At 39.1% G+C, this 16,724-nt stretch carries 13 protein-coding genes and 4 tRNA genes; 5 read left to right on the top strand and 12 right to left on the bottom strand.

Annotation, left to right across the window (positions count from 1 at the left end; genetic code table 11):
* Positions 1-30 precede the first annotated feature (30 nt).
* The gene (gene yddG, locus AC1M9J_RS12635; RefSeq protein WP_481614235.1) at positions 31-918 is read right to left on the bottom strand and encodes an aromatic amino acid DMT transporter YddG; all 888 of its coding nucleotides are present in this window, start codon (positions 916-918) and stop codon (positions 31-33) included.
* Positions 915-1,856 (bottom strand): DMT family transporter, encoded by a 942-nt coding sequence (locus tag AC1M9J_RS12630; RefSeq protein ID WP_481952410.1) that lies wholly within the window; start codon positions 1,854-1,856, stop codon positions 915-917. Before AC1M9J_RS12630 ends, yddG begins: the two co-directional genes overlap by 4 nt.
* Positions 1,857-1,958: 102 nt before the next feature.
* On the opposite strand from AC1M9J_RS12630, the gene AC1M9J_RS12625 reads away from it, so the two are divergent.
* Complete coding sequence (locus AC1M9J_RS12625) at positions 1,959-2,762, top strand: AraC family transcriptional regulator (protein ID WP_481592032.1); 804 nt, start codon at positions 1,959-1,961, stop codon at positions 2,760-2,762.
* A gap of 51 nt (positions 2,763-2,813) precedes the next feature.
* Here AC1M9J_RS12625 and AC1M9J_RS12620 read toward each other — a convergent pair whose 3' ends face one another.
* Together AC1M9J_RS12620 and AC1M9J_RS12615 are read right to left on the bottom strand one after the other, a co-directional pair.
* Positions 2,814-3,452 carry a fumarylacetoacetate hydrolase family protein gene (locus AC1M9J_RS12620; protein ID WP_481592033.1) on the bottom strand — a complete coding sequence of 213 codons (639 nt, stop codon included), beginning with the start codon at positions 3,450-3,452 and terminating at the stop codon, positions 2,814-2,816.
* A 45-nt stretch (positions 3,453-3,497) separates the two neighbouring features.
* On the bottom strand, positions 3,498-4,001 hold the full coding sequence (locus AC1M9J_RS12615; RefSeq protein WP_035265193.1) for a YcxB family protein: 504 nt from the start codon (positions 3,999-4,001) through the stop codon (positions 3,498-3,500).
* A gap of 171 nt (positions 4,002-4,172) precedes the next feature.
* Here AC1M9J_RS12615 and AC1M9J_RS12610 point away from each other — a divergent pair, with 171 nt between their 5' ends.
* Positions 4,173-5,480: an SRPBCC family protein gene (locus AC1M9J_RS12610; protein WP_481952409.1), complete on the top strand. Its 1,308-nt coding sequence runs from the start codon at positions 4,173-4,175 to the stop codon at positions 5,478-5,480.
* A 74-nt stretch (positions 5,481-5,554) separates the two neighbouring features.
* Here the strand turns inward: AC1M9J_RS12610 and AC1M9J_RS12605 are convergent.
* The 4 genes from AC1M9J_RS12605 to AC1M9J_RS12590 form a co-directional block, all read right to left on the bottom strand.
* Positions 5,555-5,631 (bottom strand) — tRNA-Arg (locus AC1M9J_RS12605).
* A 360-nt stretch (positions 5,632-5,991) separates the two neighbouring features.
* Positions 5,992-6,068 (bottom strand) — tRNA-Arg (locus AC1M9J_RS12600).
* Between the two features lie 43 nt (positions 6,069-6,111).
* Positions 6,112-6,188 (bottom strand) — tRNA-Arg (locus tag AC1M9J_RS12595).
* Positions 6,189-6,204: 16 nt separating this feature from the next.
* A tRNA-Ser gene (locus AC1M9J_RS12590) sits at positions 6,205-6,295 on the bottom strand.
* Positions 6,296-6,557: 262 nt separating this feature from the next.
* Here AC1M9J_RS12590 and rnr point away from each other — a divergent pair.
* From rnr to AC1M9J_RS12575, 3 genes are all read left to right on the top strand, one after another.
* On the top strand, positions 6,558-8,996 hold the full coding sequence (gene rnr, locus AC1M9J_RS12585) for a ribonuclease R (protein WP_481608177.1): 2,439 nt from the start codon (positions 6,558-6,560) through the stop codon (positions 8,994-8,996).
* A 172-nt stretch (positions 8,997-9,168) separates the two neighbouring features.
* Entirely contained in the window at positions 9,169-11,208 is a 2,040-nt protein-coding gene (locus AC1M9J_RS12580; RefSeq protein WP_481952408.1) for a M3 family metallopeptidase, read from the top strand.
* A gap of 40 nt (positions 11,209-11,248) precedes the next feature.
* Positions 11,249-11,458 (top strand): YheV family putative zinc ribbon protein, encoded by a 210-nt coding sequence (locus AC1M9J_RS12575; protein ID WP_481586819.1) that lies wholly within the window; start codon positions 11,249-11,251, stop codon positions 11,456-11,458.
* Between the two features lie 92 nt (positions 11,459-11,550).
* Here the strand turns inward: AC1M9J_RS12575 and AC1M9J_RS12570 are convergent, their stop codons facing one another.
* The 4 genes from AC1M9J_RS12570 to AC1M9J_RS12555 form a co-directional block, all read right to left on the bottom strand.
* Positions 11,551-12,936: a TRAP transporter large permease subunit gene (locus tag AC1M9J_RS12570; protein ID WP_373687203.1), complete on the bottom strand. Its 1,386-nt coding sequence runs from the start codon at positions 12,934-12,936 to the stop codon at positions 11,551-11,553.
* Between the two features lie 1,173 nt (positions 12,937-14,109).
* Positions 14,110-14,697 carry a rhombosortase gene (gene rrtA / locus AC1M9J_RS12565; RefSeq protein WP_092768072.1) on the bottom strand — a complete coding sequence of 196 codons (588 nt, stop codon included), beginning with the start codon at positions 14,695-14,697 and terminating at the stop codon, positions 14,110-14,112.
* An 84-nt stretch (positions 14,698-14,781) separates the two neighbouring features.
* A complete protein-coding gene (locus tag AC1M9J_RS12560; protein ID WP_035265182.1) occupies positions 14,782-15,825 on the bottom strand; it encodes a hypothetical protein in 1,044 nt (347 codons plus the stop codon).
* Positions 15,826-16,362: 537 nt separating this feature from the next.
* On the bottom strand, positions 16,363-16,677 hold the full coding sequence (locus AC1M9J_RS12555) for a hypothetical protein (RefSeq protein WP_481592038.1): 315 nt from the start codon (positions 16,675-16,677) through the stop codon (positions 16,363-16,365).
* Positions 16,678-16,724: the final 47 nt, after the last annotated feature.

Genomic DNA, 16,724 nt, shown 5'->3' with positions numbered 1-16,724 from the left:
CAATAAGAAAAGACCTCTATAGGTCTTTTCTTATTTCGTAGACGGATTATATGGACGTGTAGATTGCCAACAAATAAGTGCGCCTAAGGTCACTAAGACACAACCGATCCAAAAGCTCATTAGAGGTTGCACATCTAGAATCAGCATCGACATCAGACTTGAAAAAATGGGCATAAAATACGTTGCCAAAATTAAAATTTTGAGATGTCCATATTGCATGCTTTGGTTCCAATTGCTGTAAGCCAAGCCAATTAAGCTGCCAATGACTACAACCATCAGCCATGTCATCAAATTCAGCTCAACAAACGGTTCTCGCATCACAAAATGTACAGCCCACAACCCAACTGCAGTCATTAGAAAAAGAAATGGAACAGCATTATGACCTTCTGCATATTTCTTGGTAAATATACTGTACAAAGGCCATAGTACGGCGCCGATGAAAGCAAATGAGTACGCCAATGGATTTTCAAGCACGGCCACCAATATGCTTTTCGGCTCGAGAATATCTGGATTAACAACCATCATTAACCCAAGAATGGCACATGCAAAGCCAGTAATCACCCAAATATTCGCGCTCAATTGCCGTGCAAGAATCGAAAATACAATCAGCAAAGGAGGCCAAAGATAATTAATCATTGCTATGATTAATACCTGTTCTCGATGCGTTGAAAGTGCAATCGAAATTAAAAACAGGATCTCGTAGCCAACAAAAAGAGCACCACAGCCCCATAAGTATTTTTTAGGCATGAGTGAAAGCTTGGGAAAACCATTTTTCCATAACATGAACAATGCACTAAAACTATAGATCAGTGCCACCGCCTGTATCGGGCTTAATGATTCAGTTACAAGTTTCACCACCGCAACCAACGAGGCCCAAATCAAAATCGAGCTTAATCCCAGCCATGTGTACTGATTCAATGGAATGCTCCAATTCTTGCGCTGATTCGATCAAAATAAATTCTCAAATAGCGGTGCAAAGATACGATCATAATCCCTGCAAGAACCATACTAGAACCGACCAAGAAACTTGTTTCGATCTCCTCATCTAACAGCCATACACCAAACAACATACCGAACATGGGGGTCAAAAACGAAAACACACCTAAGCCATTTGCTAAATAAGTTCGTAACAACCAAAACCATAGCAGCAAACTTAAAAAAGACATGACAACCGCATGAAATGTTAAGCTCAGAAACGTCAGTTGTGACCAGCGTACATCTGCTTGTCCAGTCCAAAAAGCTAAGGGTAATAAAAAAATAAAGCCCCCAAGCAATTGATAAAATAATGTTTGAGTGGGCGGCGCCTCAGAAAGCGTTGAAAATTTTAAAGAAATCGTAGTCAATGCCCACATCATCCCTGCCATTACAGCAAGAAAATCTCCCCATAAAATATGGTTGAGTTGACTTTGAGCTTGATCACGCACTAAAAAAGTATAAGCGATGCCAAAAAATGCGAACCAAATACCAAACCACTGCAAGTGATTCAATTTTTCAGCTTTTACTTTCCAATGTAAGCCTAAAGCCACAAAAATAGGCGCGGTATAGAGCAGAACAACAGTGTGCGCAGCACTGGTGTACCTGAGTGCCTCAGCAACCAAATAAAATTCTGCAGAAAATAAAAAGGCTAACCAAATTCCAGGAACAACATAACGGTAATGAAACAGTTGTCGCACTCGTTGTCGATACAATAATGGAACGACAAGCAAGGTTGCCAAACCACAGCGCAATGCGATTTGCATCAGAGGACTAATATCAGTAGCTGCAAGTTTCAAGATAATTTGCTGTAAACCCCAGACTAAACACAATACGATCATTAAGCTTGACGCCTGAAGGTCAAGACCTCTTCGCTCACCCATGAGTGGCACTCTTCACACAAACAAGTCGTCACTATACTGCTGACTGAATTAGAATATATAATTCAAAACAGACAACAAATACATTTATTCAGGCAATTTAATATGCCAAAACGCCATCCACATGAACTATTCGTTCAGTTAGATAATTATGATCATATCCAAGAGAATCTTTGGCTAACATTCCGCAATGATCCAGCCCATTCGGAATATCCTAAACACGGTCATGCATGGGGCGAATTTATCTATGCATTTGATGGTGTAATGGAAGTTCATATTGATCAAAATCAATATTTAACACCTCCGCCCTACGGAATTTGGCTACCGCCGCATCTGCATCACAGCAGTATTAATCTCACAGCTGTTTCTCATGCCACCTTATACGTGCATGAAAGCCTGTGTGATGCATTGCCCAAACAAGCAGGTATTTTACTAAGCTCCCCCTTAGTGACGGCGCTACTCAATGAACTCAGAAAAACTTATTTCAAACATGATCAACCCGAATATCAACGACTTTTAATGGTTTTACTGGATCAATTAAAAAGCTCACCCCTGCTCAAAAGCTACTTGCCCCATTCTGATCATCCTGCATTACAAACGATATTTACCTACATCCATGAGCATCTCAGTGATCAGCGTCCACTGAGAGATTATGCTCAAATGGTGAATATGAGTGAGCGCACTTTATCTCGCCTATGTGAAGCTGAAATTTCGATGTCGCTCAATGAATGGCGTCAACGCTTTAAAATTACACGAGCATTAAGCTTATTGTCTGAAAATAAAACCGTTGAACATATTGCTCTAGATTTGGGCTATGCCAACGCCTCAGCCTTTATCAATATGTTTAAACGCTGGATGCACATCACGCCCCAACAGTTTCGTAAAAACATCAATTCAGACAATCTCTAGCCATAAAAAAAGGATGAACCATCATCCTTTTTAATTGAGCTTGATGCATCATTAATGCACTTGCGTAGTCCACACAAAATCTTGTTTTAAGCCAGTCAAAGTCATTTTGAGCTGATCACCCGATTCTAATGGTCCCACACCTGCAGGCGTACCCGTCATGACAACATCACCAGACATTAAGCTAAAGTTTTGACTGATTTCTGCCAAAAGCGCTCCTAATTTAAAAATCAGTAACCCCGTATCACCATGTTGCCTAAGTTGATCATTAATTTCGAGCTTAAACTGGACTTGATCTAATGCTGGGACCTGATCAAGCGAAATCCAATCTGCCAAAATACAAGATCCATCAAATGCTTTCGCACGTTCCCAAGGTTGTCCTTTCTTTTTAAGCTGATCTTGTTGATCTCTTAAAGTCAAATCCAAACCAAGGGTGACTGCACCTACTGCTGCTAATGCCTCTTGAGGATCCTTAACGTTTTTGAGCGGTCGATCTATTCGTAATGAAAGTTCACATTCATGATGACACTGTCCCAATGCACGATTCCAATCAATCCCTTCTGCTAAGGACACCAAGCTACTCGGCGGCTTGATAAATAAGACAGGTTGATCAGGAATCGCATTACCTAATTCTTGAGCATGCGCAGCATAACTGCGACCGACACATACAATTTTTGATGGAACTGCACTCATGAAAATCTCTCTTATTTATAGTTTGAGTAATGAACTCATCAAAACTTAACGTTTTTGGAATGTATTTTCAAACAGTGTTCTGTCTACATCAGACTCAAATGCACGTTTTGGAATAATGACAACTGTATGATTTTTGAGTTCAAGCATATAGGTCAATTTACCCACTACAAATTTTTGTACTTCACTGTAGGCAAATGCTTGTTTAGGACGACCACTTGAAAAAAGCTCGGCAGAGTTTTGAAACAAATCGATACCTTGTTCAGTCTTACCAAATTGATATTTTTCAAACTGACGCTTGAACATCATAGGTAAGAACCAGTAACGCATAACGATTTGTAAAAAGATAAAGAACGTGCCTAAAGCCACGTAATAGCGCCCTACTCCCTCTAATCCAAGATAAAGCCCCCAAATCACGATCGCAATACTGACAAGTGGCGTTAAAAAACGCGTAAATTGTTTTTTGCCAAAAGTAGCTAATGCAAAACCATCCTGAGACTCTTGTAAATTTAAGAAGTAACGGACAGATAAAACTGGTTGAGTATCAGACATAGGGGATTCAACAATCGATTTTCTTAAGCAAAGATATTACACCACTTTACCTGAAATCGAATTGTCGTTTTAATGAATACTGTTGATTACATCATCGCACTATTGATGAAAGCATCACACGATTTACAATGACACAAAATAAAAAGTCTAAATTCATAGTTCAGGATGAAAATGAAATACTTTAACTATCGAGCATTGTGCTTAAGCCTTATTTTTGTACCTAGCTTGTCGTACAGCGCGATTATTGAATGGAAAGAAAATATACCCAGTGCGTTAAAACCATTTCAAAATAATAGTACCGAACTCGCCAGCATCGCAAAAGATCAGATTCTCATCTATGCGCACACAAATACCCAAACATCTATTCCGACACGCAAAAAACAACCCAATCCAAATGTGAAGTTCACATCATCTGCCATCGTATTGCCTGTCAATGAAGAAAAGGTCGCCAAAACGCTTTCACAGTTTGAAAATTTTGTTGGTTTATTCCCGACATTGAAGTCAGCTAAAATATTAAATCAAGAAAAAAATATCACTCAGGTTCAATATAAAATTTCCATTCCAACACCAATACCAGTGCTCAACTTTAATGAGACCATAGTGTTTCAGCATCATATTGAAGGTAATACTATTTCGAGTTTGATTGTGGATGCACCCGTTCCTTATGGTCTAGGCAAATTTGAATGGTTCAAATTGGATCAAAATCATACTCTTCTGACCCTAACGCAATGGGGAGATTTGAACCAACCTAAAGGTTTTCTATTTAGCAAAGTTCTGAATGCAGTGCCTGAAGCAAAAATGGGAATTCCAAGTGGTACACATGCATTTTTACTTGAATCAATTCGAAAAAAATTAACAGCACCTTCTTCGAGTACGCTCAAACCAGGTCAATTTCCATCCGACCAATTAACGACAAATCAATTGGCCAAAATCACACAAATCAGTCGTATCACCGAACACCCTGTAAGTTTTGTCCATACACCGACAACCGTGCCTTATCAACACGGTGCAGAATCAATGCGTTTTGTGACGACGTATCAGTATTATTCCCAACCAGTGCAACAATTACAAAAATGGACACAGCCTGTACATTATAAAAAGCTGTTTCCCCGTCAACTCAAATCTATTGATATCGAAACCCTAAAAGACCAAACGCAGTTGGCAGATTTTAAAGTTGAACTCGGGTTAGGAGTTATTCAAATTCCATTCCGATTTAAACTGAATTTTAGCTTTCCTCAGTCGAATCAGAATAGTTTTTATGCTCAAGGCGGTGATCTGAAATACATTAAAGGAAAAATGCAATTTGATAAGTTTCAACAAGGTACTTTATTGAAAATGACGAATGCTGGAAAAATAGATGAAAAAGCACCGTTCCTGATTCGTGCAGCACGGAGCTTGCCTTATCATGATGTGCTCCCTACAGTTGGGGCGAATGTCGTCTTTGCATTGAAAGTCAAAAACGAAGAGCAGAAGAAATAAGATAAAAAAATAGACACAAAAAAACCGCAATTAAGCGGTTTCTTCTCTTTTTTACATCTTAGAGATGATCAAGTTGGTGCGCTCAGAGAGATTCGAACTCCCGACCCCTTAGTTCGTAGCCAAGTGCTCTATCCAGCTGAGCTATGAGCGCGACGTCTTGATGGAGTGCATTATATATGAATATTATTATTTGTTAAGTACTTTTTAATAAAATTTAAATCAAGCGAACAGTATTTATACGTAAATGTAAATTATGGCTAGATAATCAACAATTTAAGAGATGGTCAACAAGATCAATCCAAATTCCAAACAATCCTGAGTTGGATTGATGATGTTTTTATAAGAGCTAATATCTATTAATTAAAAATAATATGTGTAGAAATTTTAAAATTTATTTCTTTCTTAAGTAGCTAATAAAATATGATGATTTATAGCATCACTTCATTCTAGAAACAAAAAAACCGCAATTAAGCGGTTTCTTCTCTTTTTTACATCTTAGAGATGATCAAGTTGGTGCGCTCAGAGAGATTCGAACTCCCGACCCCTTAGTTCGTAGCCAAGTGCTCTATCCAGCTGAGCTATGAGCGCGTACTTGAGTGTCTTACGACTTCGTTACATCGATTAACTTGATTGGTGCGCTCAGAGAGATTCGAACTCCCGACCCCTTAGTTCGTAGCCAAGTGCTCTATCCAGCTGAGCTATGAGCGCATTTCAAGTTTATCGTTGGCGGTGAGAGAGGGATTCGAACCCTCGATACCAGTAATAGGTATGCTTCCTTAGCAGGGAAGTGATTTCAGCCACTCATCCACCTCACCGTAACGAGACGCCATAATACAAACTTCGTCCCTACTCTTCAAGTGAGAATTTAAAAAATTCTATGTTTTTTGTTCAATCATATATTTTTTAAACAATTTTCAGTTTTTTTGCCTTTAATCTGCATTAATTTCACTTTAATACTGTCTATTCTGCATCTCTTTTATAATTTATGAACTAAAAACACTTTATTGCAATCATTTACGTGCAGTATTTCTCATCATGTCTTATGCTAAACTTATCTTCTGATATGAAGCCAAAGACATTATGAAAAATTGGGTCGACCCTGAAGCCAAAGCGGAAGCTGAACGTTACGATAATCCTATTCCAAGCCGTGTTCTGATTCTAGAAACGATTGAGAATAAGAAAAAAGCATTGTCTCATGCAGACCTTGTGGAACACTTCGAAATTGCGGATCAAAAAAGTATTGAAGCACTTAGTCACCGTTTAAGTGCGATGGTTCGTGATGGTCAATTGACGAAAGAAGGTTATAAGTTCCAGCTTATGGCAGATCAACCTGTTCATGATGCGACCATCTATATCAATAGCAAAGGTTTAGGGGTTGCGAGTATAGATGGTAAGAAAGAAGAATATTTGTTACCTGAGCGTGAATTACGTCAAGTCTTCCATGGTGACCGAGTTAAAGTTCAACAGACCTCTGTTGACCGTAAAGGTAAACCATGGGGTTTCATTACTGAAATTACCCAACGACGCGTCAAACAAATCATTGGGAAACTCGCAGAATATGAAGGTGAATACTTCATTCAACCAGCAAATCCAAATGCGCATCAACCGATTACCTTAGAAAAAGAACTCATTGCGCATGCGAAAGCTAAAGTTGGTGATTCTCTTCGAGTTGAAATTGATGATTTTCCAAATCGTGAAGAGTTTGCTACAGGTCATATTATTCAATCTATGGCCGACAAATCTGATACTGAAATTATTATTCCTCAAACCATTTTAGAATATGGTTTACCTTACGAATTTCCAGAAGAAGTAGTTCAAGAAGCTGAAAGTTTTAAAGAACCGACAGCACGAGATCGTCAAGGACGCATTGATTTAAGAGATTTACCCTTAGTCACAATTGACGGTGAAGATGCGCGTGACTTCGACGATGCTGTCTATGCAGAAAAACGTCCTGGTGGCGGCTATCGCGTCGTGGTTGCAATTGCAGATGTCAGTCATTATGTTCGTATTGGTAAACCTTTAGATGATGAAGCACAAGAACGCGGTACGTCTGTGTACTTCCCTCACTTTGTCTTACCGATGTTGCCTGAAGCACTTTCAAATGGCTTATGCTCACTCAACCCAAATGTCGATCGTCTATGTATGGTCTGTGATTTGAATTTAAGTCGCGCAGGTAAAGTCACAAAATTTGAATTCTATCCGTCGGTGATGCACTCTAAAGCACGACTCACCTATGACCAAGTTGCAAAATATTTTGAAGGTGATAGTCAAGCTGTACCTGAAGATCGTACAGTGCGTAAATCACTGAATACATTATTCCAACTTTACCAAGTATTAAAAGGTTTACGTGCAGAACGCCATGCAATGGAATTTGAAACCGTTGAAACGTACATGACCTTTGATGAACTTGGTGGAATTAAAGAAATTCTACCAAGATCACGTAACGATGCTCATAAACTCATTGAAGAATGTATGTTGTTAGCCAATGTCGCTGCTGCTGAATTTGCTTTAAAACACGAAATTCCAATGTTGTATCGTGTGCATGAGCCACCTGAATTCTCACGCATTCAAAAAGTTCGCGACTTTGTTAAGTTATTAGGTTTGAAATTCCCTGATCAACCTACGCAAGCGGACTACCAAGCGGTCATTGAAGCCACTAAAGACCGTATTGATGCGCCAAGTATTCATGCTGTGCTTCTTCGCTCCATGATGCAAGCTTATTATGGGCCAAATAACGCTGGTCACTATGGTTTGGCGTATGAGGCATACACTCATTTCACCTCTCCAATTCGTCGTTATCCAGATTTATTATTACATCGTGCTATCAAAGCACACCTGAAAAATAAACCTGCACCAGTCTCAGGTGGCGCACTAGAAGAAGCCGGTAATCATTTCTCGGCAACAGAACGTCGAGCTGATGAAGCTTCTCGCTCAGTAACCACTTGGTTAAAATGCCATTATATGCAACAGCATCTTGGTGAAGAGTTTGTTGGCGTCATTAGTGCTACGGCTGAGTTTGGTCTATTTGTCACTTTAAAAGATTTATATGTCGATGGTATGGTCCATGTAAGCCAGCTTGGCGATGACTTCTTTGTCTTCGATCAAGCGAGTCAAAGTTTAGTTGGGCAAAATCGTGGTCAGACCTTCGGTTTGGGTGATGAAGTACGCATCAAGGTTGCAGGTGTCAATTTAGAAGAACGTAAGATTGATTTTGAATTGATTCAACAACTCAGCCATGCAGGTCGCGCTATTCGTAGTCGAGCACCACGTGTCGTAAAGGAAAAACCGGTCACCAAGCAAGAAGCGTTAAATCGCATGTTGAATGAGCCTGTCGAACTCCTAAAAGATAAAGATGAAAACGGTGAACGCCCTGTTCGTAAGAAAAAGTCCAAGGCAAAACCAAGCTCTTATTCTAAAAAATCAGACAAAAAATCTGATGGAAAAGTAAAAGATAAAGCGAAAAAGAAAGCTAAAGTGAAAAAGAAAAAGTCGAATGCGAAAGCTAAATTAGACTAAATCTTTAAAGAGCGCTACGGTGCTCTTTTTTTTAAGCTTTATTTTTTTAATTTATAATCAAGTGCACCGATTCTTTATTTAGCACTTACGTAAATAATTGAATGTATCACTTGATTTAAAGTCCATAAACCCCTACATCTAAATGAAGTAAATGAATCAATTAGGTCCTTGAATGACTTTAGAAAAGGCAACTTTGCCTGTACCCGATTTTTCTCAAATTACACTTGATCAACTTAAAGCACAGATTGAACAAGCGATTCAAAATGGTCAACACTTTATAAACCAACTCGAGAAAGTCCCAGACACGGTACAATTACAATTAAATGTGCTCGATCAAATCGATGAATTAGAAAACCAAATGAGCGAATCTTGGGGAATTTTGTCTCACTTAAATGCTGTGATGAACAATCCTGAAACCCGCGAGATTTATCAGTCTCTTTTACCTAGCTTAAGTGAATACTACACACAATTAGGGCAACATACTGCGCTCTATCAAACCTACCAACATGTGCATGATGCACCTATTTTTTCGGATTTACCAGAAGCTCAACAGAGTGCGATTAAACTTGCACTTAGAGACTTTAAACTCTCAGGCGTGGCTCTAGAAGGCGATGCAAAAAAACGCTACGCAGAAATATCAGCTCGTTTATCGCAGCTTTCTTCAGATTTTTCTAACCACGTTCTTGATGCCACACAATCATATTTCAAACCATTAACTGAAGATGAACTTGCTGGTTTACCTGCGAGCAGTATCGAACTGCTAAAGCAATACGGTCAACAACGTGAACTCGATCAAGCCGTGGCGACATTGGATTTCCCTTCTTATCTTGCGATCATGACTTACGCAGATAATCGAGAGCTTCGCGAAGCCTTATATAAAGCATATACCACGCGAGCGTCGGATCAGTCAGATCACCCTGAATATGACAATACTGCGGTGATGGAAGAAATTCTCAAATTGCGCCAAGAAATGGCTCAACTTTTAGGTTTTGATCATTATGCAGCATATTCACTGGCAAGTAAGATGGCTCCAAGTGTTGAAGCTGTAGATCAATTCCTGATTGAGTTGGCAGAACATGCTCGTAAACCTGCCCTACAAGAAATTGAGGCATTAAAAGCAATTGCTCAATCTTATGGTGTAGATGAACTACAACCTTGGGACACGACGTATTTCTCGGAAAAACTCAAAGTTCAACAGTTTAATCTGTCTCAGGAAGCACTTAAGCCATACTTCCCTACCCCTGTCGTCATTCAAGGTTTATTTAAAATTGTGGAGCGTTTATATGGTATTCAAGTCATTGAACGTGAAGCACCAGTATGGCATCCAGATGCACGATATTATGAGCTTGAAGATCAAGGCAGTGTCATAGGTGGATTCTATTTTGACTTGTACGCTAGAAGTGGGAAACGTGGTGGAGCATGGATGAGCGGATTCCGCTCACGTATGCAAACCAACAATGGCATGCAGAAACCGATTTGTTACATGGTCGGTAATTTTACACCACCGATTGGTCAACAATCTGCGCTTTTGACACATGATGAAGTCGTTACTCTTTTCCATGAGTTTGGACATGGTCTGCATCATATGCTCACAGAAGTAGATCATATCTCTGTAGCAGGCACACATGGTGTCGCTTGGGATGCCGTCGAGCTGCCAAGTCAGTTTATGGAATTCTGGACTTGGGATAATGAAAGCTTGGCTTTAATCAGCCAACACATTGAAACCAAAACACCGTTACCTGAAGAACTCCTTAAGTCTCTTTTGGATGCGAGATTTTTCCAATCAGGCATGCAAACCCTTCGACAGCTTGAGTTTGCCATGTTTGATTTGAATATACATAAACAATCTCCTGCTTTAGATGCAACAGGTATTCAACAATCCTTAAACGAAATTCGTGAACAATATGCTGTTCTCCCTACAGCACCATACAACCGATTCCAAAATAGTTTTAGCCATATTTTCGCAGGGGGTTATGCCGCAGGCTACTACTCTTACAAATGGGCTGAAGTTTTAGCAAGTGATGCATTCGATCGCTTTGAACAAGAAGGGATCTTCAACCAAGAGACTGGACTTGCTTTCCGCAAGGCAGTGCTGGCTGTAGGCGGTAAAGATACAGCGCTTGATGCCTTTGTTAAATTTAGAGGTCGTGAGCCTAAAATTGATGCATTATTACGCCATCAAGGTTGGACGAATGACACTAAAACTGCTTAAACTACGCTACTAATTTTTGAAGGTGAGAGTCATTATGTCGATCAAACGTCGTTTCATTGCAGGTGCAAAATGTCCGAAATGTGAAGCTATGGATCGTATTGTCATGCTCACTTCAGGTGATTCAGAATGGATCGAATGTATTGAATGCAACTATTCTGAAAATCGTCCGACACACATTGACGAACCTCAAATGCCTGAGGTTGCAGACGAAATTGGTGTTATTCAATTTAAACCTAGTCCAAGAAATTAAGATGCTTAAAGTCAATAAAGCCAGCTCTATAGAGCTGGCTTTATTGTAAATTCATTAAAAAATAAGCACCCGAAGGTGCTTATTTTATTTAATTATTGATACCAACCAAATAACTTAAAGATATAAGGTACATAGGCGATAATTAACATAGCTGGAATCATCACAATCAGAGGAAGAATCCAACGTTCGTATTTGTAGTAGAACGTTTTATCTTTCACTTCTGCATCGGCAGCAGCCACCTCTTCATCACCAATCGACTGCCTTGCGAGCAAGTGATTGAGTGCAACTGGAGGTGATACATAACCCAATTCGAAACCAATTAAAGCAATCATCCAGAAGTGAACAGGATCTATACCATAAGCGTAGGCGACAGGAGCAACTGTTGCTGAAATTAAGATGACAGCACCAAACGGATCCATAATCATCCCGACGAATACCATGAGACATACGATCAAGGTAATCACGATATAGATATTTTCAATATCCGTTGGGAAGTGTTCCATCAACTCGATACGCTCTAAGTATCCACCAACGCTGACAGACAATGCCATTAAGATCACAAGCGCCCCGATATGTCCGACTGTTTCACTTGCAGATACATGAATTGACTTCCAGAAACTCACTTTACGTGCAGGATTGTCTGGACTATCCTGTGCTGCAATTTCAGATGCTGACACTCGCGCCTTAGCTGCTTCTTGTTCAACCGAAGTATGGCTTAATGTCGTATCCCAATGTCCTACTGGTGCGAGCGGTGCTGGTTCATGACGTAATTTTTCATAAAGCACCATGACAAGTAAGATGATTGGCATCATGACTGGTGCAGTAAACTCATTCAAGTTGGTATTTAACGCATACTTGTAGAATGCCCACACAATCAGGAATACGATCACATAAGGAACTACTGCCACTAATGCCTTAGCTGAATTCGGGAATGCAACTGATGGCGCTGCAATACGGAATTTTTGCTCAGCAAAGAACAGTGAAATCAATAAGAACAAAGTTGAAGTGATGAGGAAAACACCAATACCATATTGGTATAACAAGTCAGTCGTCACTTCTTTGTTCAGCGATGCAACAACAACAATCAATAGACATGGACGGAGTACCACACCAAGCGAACCTGACATTGCAGCCGTAGCCAAAGCGAATTGACGGCGTCCGCCCGCATTCCAAACTTCTTTATAAATGATCGCACCTGCAGCGATTACAAAAATACCTGATGCACCTGTATAAGCTGTAGGTAATGCAGCAGCAAGTAAGATTAACCAGGTAAGCGTTTCAGGCGCTAGATTCCATGGACGTAAAATGTTTAGGAATTTATCAACAATCAAGGTCTGCTTTAGCAGCATACCTGCCCAAATGAACAGTGATAAATTAAGGAAAATGGTAGAGAACTCAACCAGCTGCCCTAAATAAATCCCTTGACCCATTGGATAGTCCATCACAAAGGTAAAGTTAAATCCTGTTGTGATCGCCATATAGGCATAAAGTGGGACTGACAATAATGCCATGCCAATCGTACCACCTGGCTTCGCATTTTCTGGTACACGGAACAATTGGTACAAACTAATTAATGTCAGTGTACTGAACAAGATTATCCATAACCAATAGATGATTGTCATCTCACTGGTTGGCGGAACACCAGAGTTCAATACAGATCTATACTGACTGATCGCTGAACTGGTTAAGAAACTGTTCGCAAGTATCATTGCGACAGCGTAAACCCGATAATCTAAAACAGAACTTGGACCGCGTAGACCAATGTGGTGGATTTTAAGTGTTGCAGTGATCGCTGCAAGTACCACCATGATAATCAATAGAACTGCCTTATTTTCCGTACCAAATTGGAAAATACCAAAGAAAGTTGTTTCCATGGTTCGGTAAGTTCGTATTGAAGGATTATCTTCTAAATACTGAATTGACTTATCGTAGAAGGCATATTTTTCTTCACATAACTGTTGACCAGCCAATACAGAGGCACGAACATCTTCTTCAGACGTTGTACCAAAGATATCTGCAAATTCATCTTTTGCATTGGCTTGCATTTGGTTTTGAACCAAAAGGTCAATATTTGGATTTCGATCACAGACTGGCTTTTCAGGTTCGGCACGCAAGAATGAATACTGCATACCAATTTTTTCGTCACCGTATAGACTTTCACCTATACGTAACATCTGCCCGTGAATCATTTCTCCTGTCCCGATGATGAGCGTCAGTAACAGTAGAAGCAAAATCGTAAACGCAGATATCCACTCAGTCCATATATAACTAAGTAGACCTAACCCAGATCTCTTTTTAGAAGGCTCTTGCATTGTTATTCCATTATTTAATACTGCTATACATTGCCTGTACAGCTCATCTTTTCTAATTCGGGCTTAGGCAAAATCCTTTACCTAATTTCCTTACCACTTTTATCACATGAATCTGACTGATTTTTTTTTAAAAAAGAATGACTGACTTTTCCATTTTTTTTAAATTTATGCCAATTTTCATCAATTCACCTCTTAAGAGCGAGATAAAAACCAACTAAATCAGTAGGCTATACCATACTGTATTTCTTTTTTTAAACAAATATGACCTTAAAAAAATAAATGCAAAAGATTTGAATCTGATCACACATTAAAATAAGTGATAATTAAGCATCAGAGGAATTAAGAGATGTGTGTGTCCTTCACGGAGATATGCTGATAAATTAAAAAGAGCATGCTGAGTAATGCCCCCCATATTGCACCTGTTAAATGTGCTTCAACCAATACTGGGCTACCAATCATTTGCGCAGTATCGAGAGAACCAAAGATATTTTCCCACAAAATTTTGCCCGTGATTAAAGCTAATACAAGCAGCGAGAATTTACGTTCTTTTTCAAATTTAAAAAAATAAACTGCCAAAGCCATATACATACCATGTAGCACCCCTGATAGACCTGCATAAGCTTCAACGCGAGGATAAACATAAAAAAAACTTAAACTAATTAATGGCGGGAGTGCGATCAACAAGTACAACATGTACCTAATTTTGACATATGGGAAGATGAATGGTAGGCAGGCTAAACCCACCATATTCAATGCATAGTGTATCCATCCCACATGTACATAGTGAGCTGTCCATACTCGCCAAATTTCTTCATCCAATACAGGACGCCAATAGAAAAAATACTCCTGAAAAATCTGCAAACTAGCAGCAATACTGATACAGCATGCAATAAACAGTATTTTTCGAATCAGGATAGTATCTTTCATCTTTCGTATTCCTAAAAGAAAAAGAGCTTAAAGCTCTTTTTCTTGAATAACTCCATTTTTAATTTTGAACAAAATTAAAAAATCTTATTCGCCTAATGTGTTCTCGAAAAGATCATCGGCTTCATTGGTCGCTTGATCATCCCAGAAGCTCGACATTCCATCTGCTTCAGTTCGGACACCTGTATTCTCCGTCCAATAACGGTCTGAGATCGCTTGTATCATTTGTCCTGCCATATTATCCAATAACTTAAACTCTGGATTTACAGGAACTTCTTCAGCACGTGAAGCGGCATAAGAACGTAATGCATCACGTATTTTTGCATCGTCACCACTGGCTTGTGCTGCAACAGCATACAAGGCATGCGATAAGCGTACTCCTTTTTGCTCACCAATTTGCATAGATTGTTTAAGCGTTTGGTATGGATCTGGTTTACCTGCATCAGCTCCAGGTAATAATGTCCAAATCACTGCTCGAGTAGCATTCGGTACGCCCCAGAACTTGTTGTTATCGAGGCAGACCATGCCACGTTCAACAATTGCTGCGATATCTTTAGGAACATGCACTTGACCACCAGAAGCAATATCATTGGTCATCGCTTGTAAGCCACTTAACATACCTAACAGATATACTGTTTGGTCAAGATTACGACGCATAGTTGGACATGAGTCACCTAAATTATATTTATATTTAGACTGCCAACGCTCCGCAAACAATTGATAACCCGTATATTGACGTTCGGCAGCAACAGCAGCCCAGCGCTTTTGTTCAATACGCGCATCTTGTGCTTCTGTCACTTGACCTGCTTTTGATGCTCTTAGGTATCTTAATTCTGCATCTAAGGCACGATTTTCTGCACACATCCCTGAAGCTGAATATAAAAGAACTGCCATACGGGTCGGATCAGCACCCATATCTTTAGTCGCCATAATCACAGGAGTCAAAGCTGTGCCCTGATTACACACCATATCCACATCACCCATTGAGAGTACTGGCGGTAAGATGTGTTTTTCACTAAACGCAAGTGATGCATTCGCACCAGTTTTGATTACGTATGAACATCCAGATAAAGTTGTAGCTGCTACAACCGCAATTGCCGTGAAAAGACCTTGAGTCTTTAATTTAGACATACTTCCTGTCCTCAATTTTATAATTTTGTCATCCTTGCGATTTAAAATATCAGATGCAATCGCTGAATAAAAGTGCAGCAATGCACTTCATTAACAATTAGTCTGTCATTGATCTGAATTGAAATAATTGACTTATTTTTTGAATTGTTAAAATTTTGGGCAAAAAAAAGTAGCATTGCGACGGTTCGGCACATGCTACTTATTAAATGGTAAACTCAAGAGAGTTTATTTTGTTCGTTGTTGTGGTGTTCAATTCGTTCCTTCAGCACAGTTCCTAGTCTTCCAATTATAATTGCCATAACAGCAGCAACCACTAGAAACAACCACATATGAATTTCGCTCATTTTGAAATTCCTCATTAGCTGTTGGTATATTTAATGTACTTTAGAAATTTAGATTTCATCGCATTTTTGTCTAACAATTTGATTTTCTTTCATTTTCGTCAAACAATTCATTTTTTGTTCATACTATACGTTTTTAAATAATTGTTTTTTATTATGTTTTAAATTTTAAAATAAAGCACTTTTTGTCTAACAATTAGCCAAAATTTGCATGAGTAATCAAGCTTTTCCATTGTTTTTCATCTATTTGATCTCTCCAAATCACCAAAGAATCTAATTTCTTTTCGTTAAAACTGAGTACCACCAAGTAATGAAAATGAAAAACTCGAGTCAGTTTTGCTTGGTATATTTTTGGATTTGAAGTCATTTGAATCGACCATAAATCTTTGTCTAGTTTTTGTAATTCACTTAATTGTGGTTTTTTTCTAAAACTCCACCAGATAATCAGTATAAATATAATACTGCTTAAAGCATAAATGAGCTCAATACTGATTAATAAAGTAATACTCATGATGAACATAAAGAAAGCGTGAAACACAGCTGAATAAAGGCTGTGTT

This window comes from Acinetobacter sp. ANC_7588, from assembly GCF_056783995.1.
Note: the sequence above shows the minus strand (reverse complement) of the source record. Positions and strands in the feature narration are given on the sequence as shown.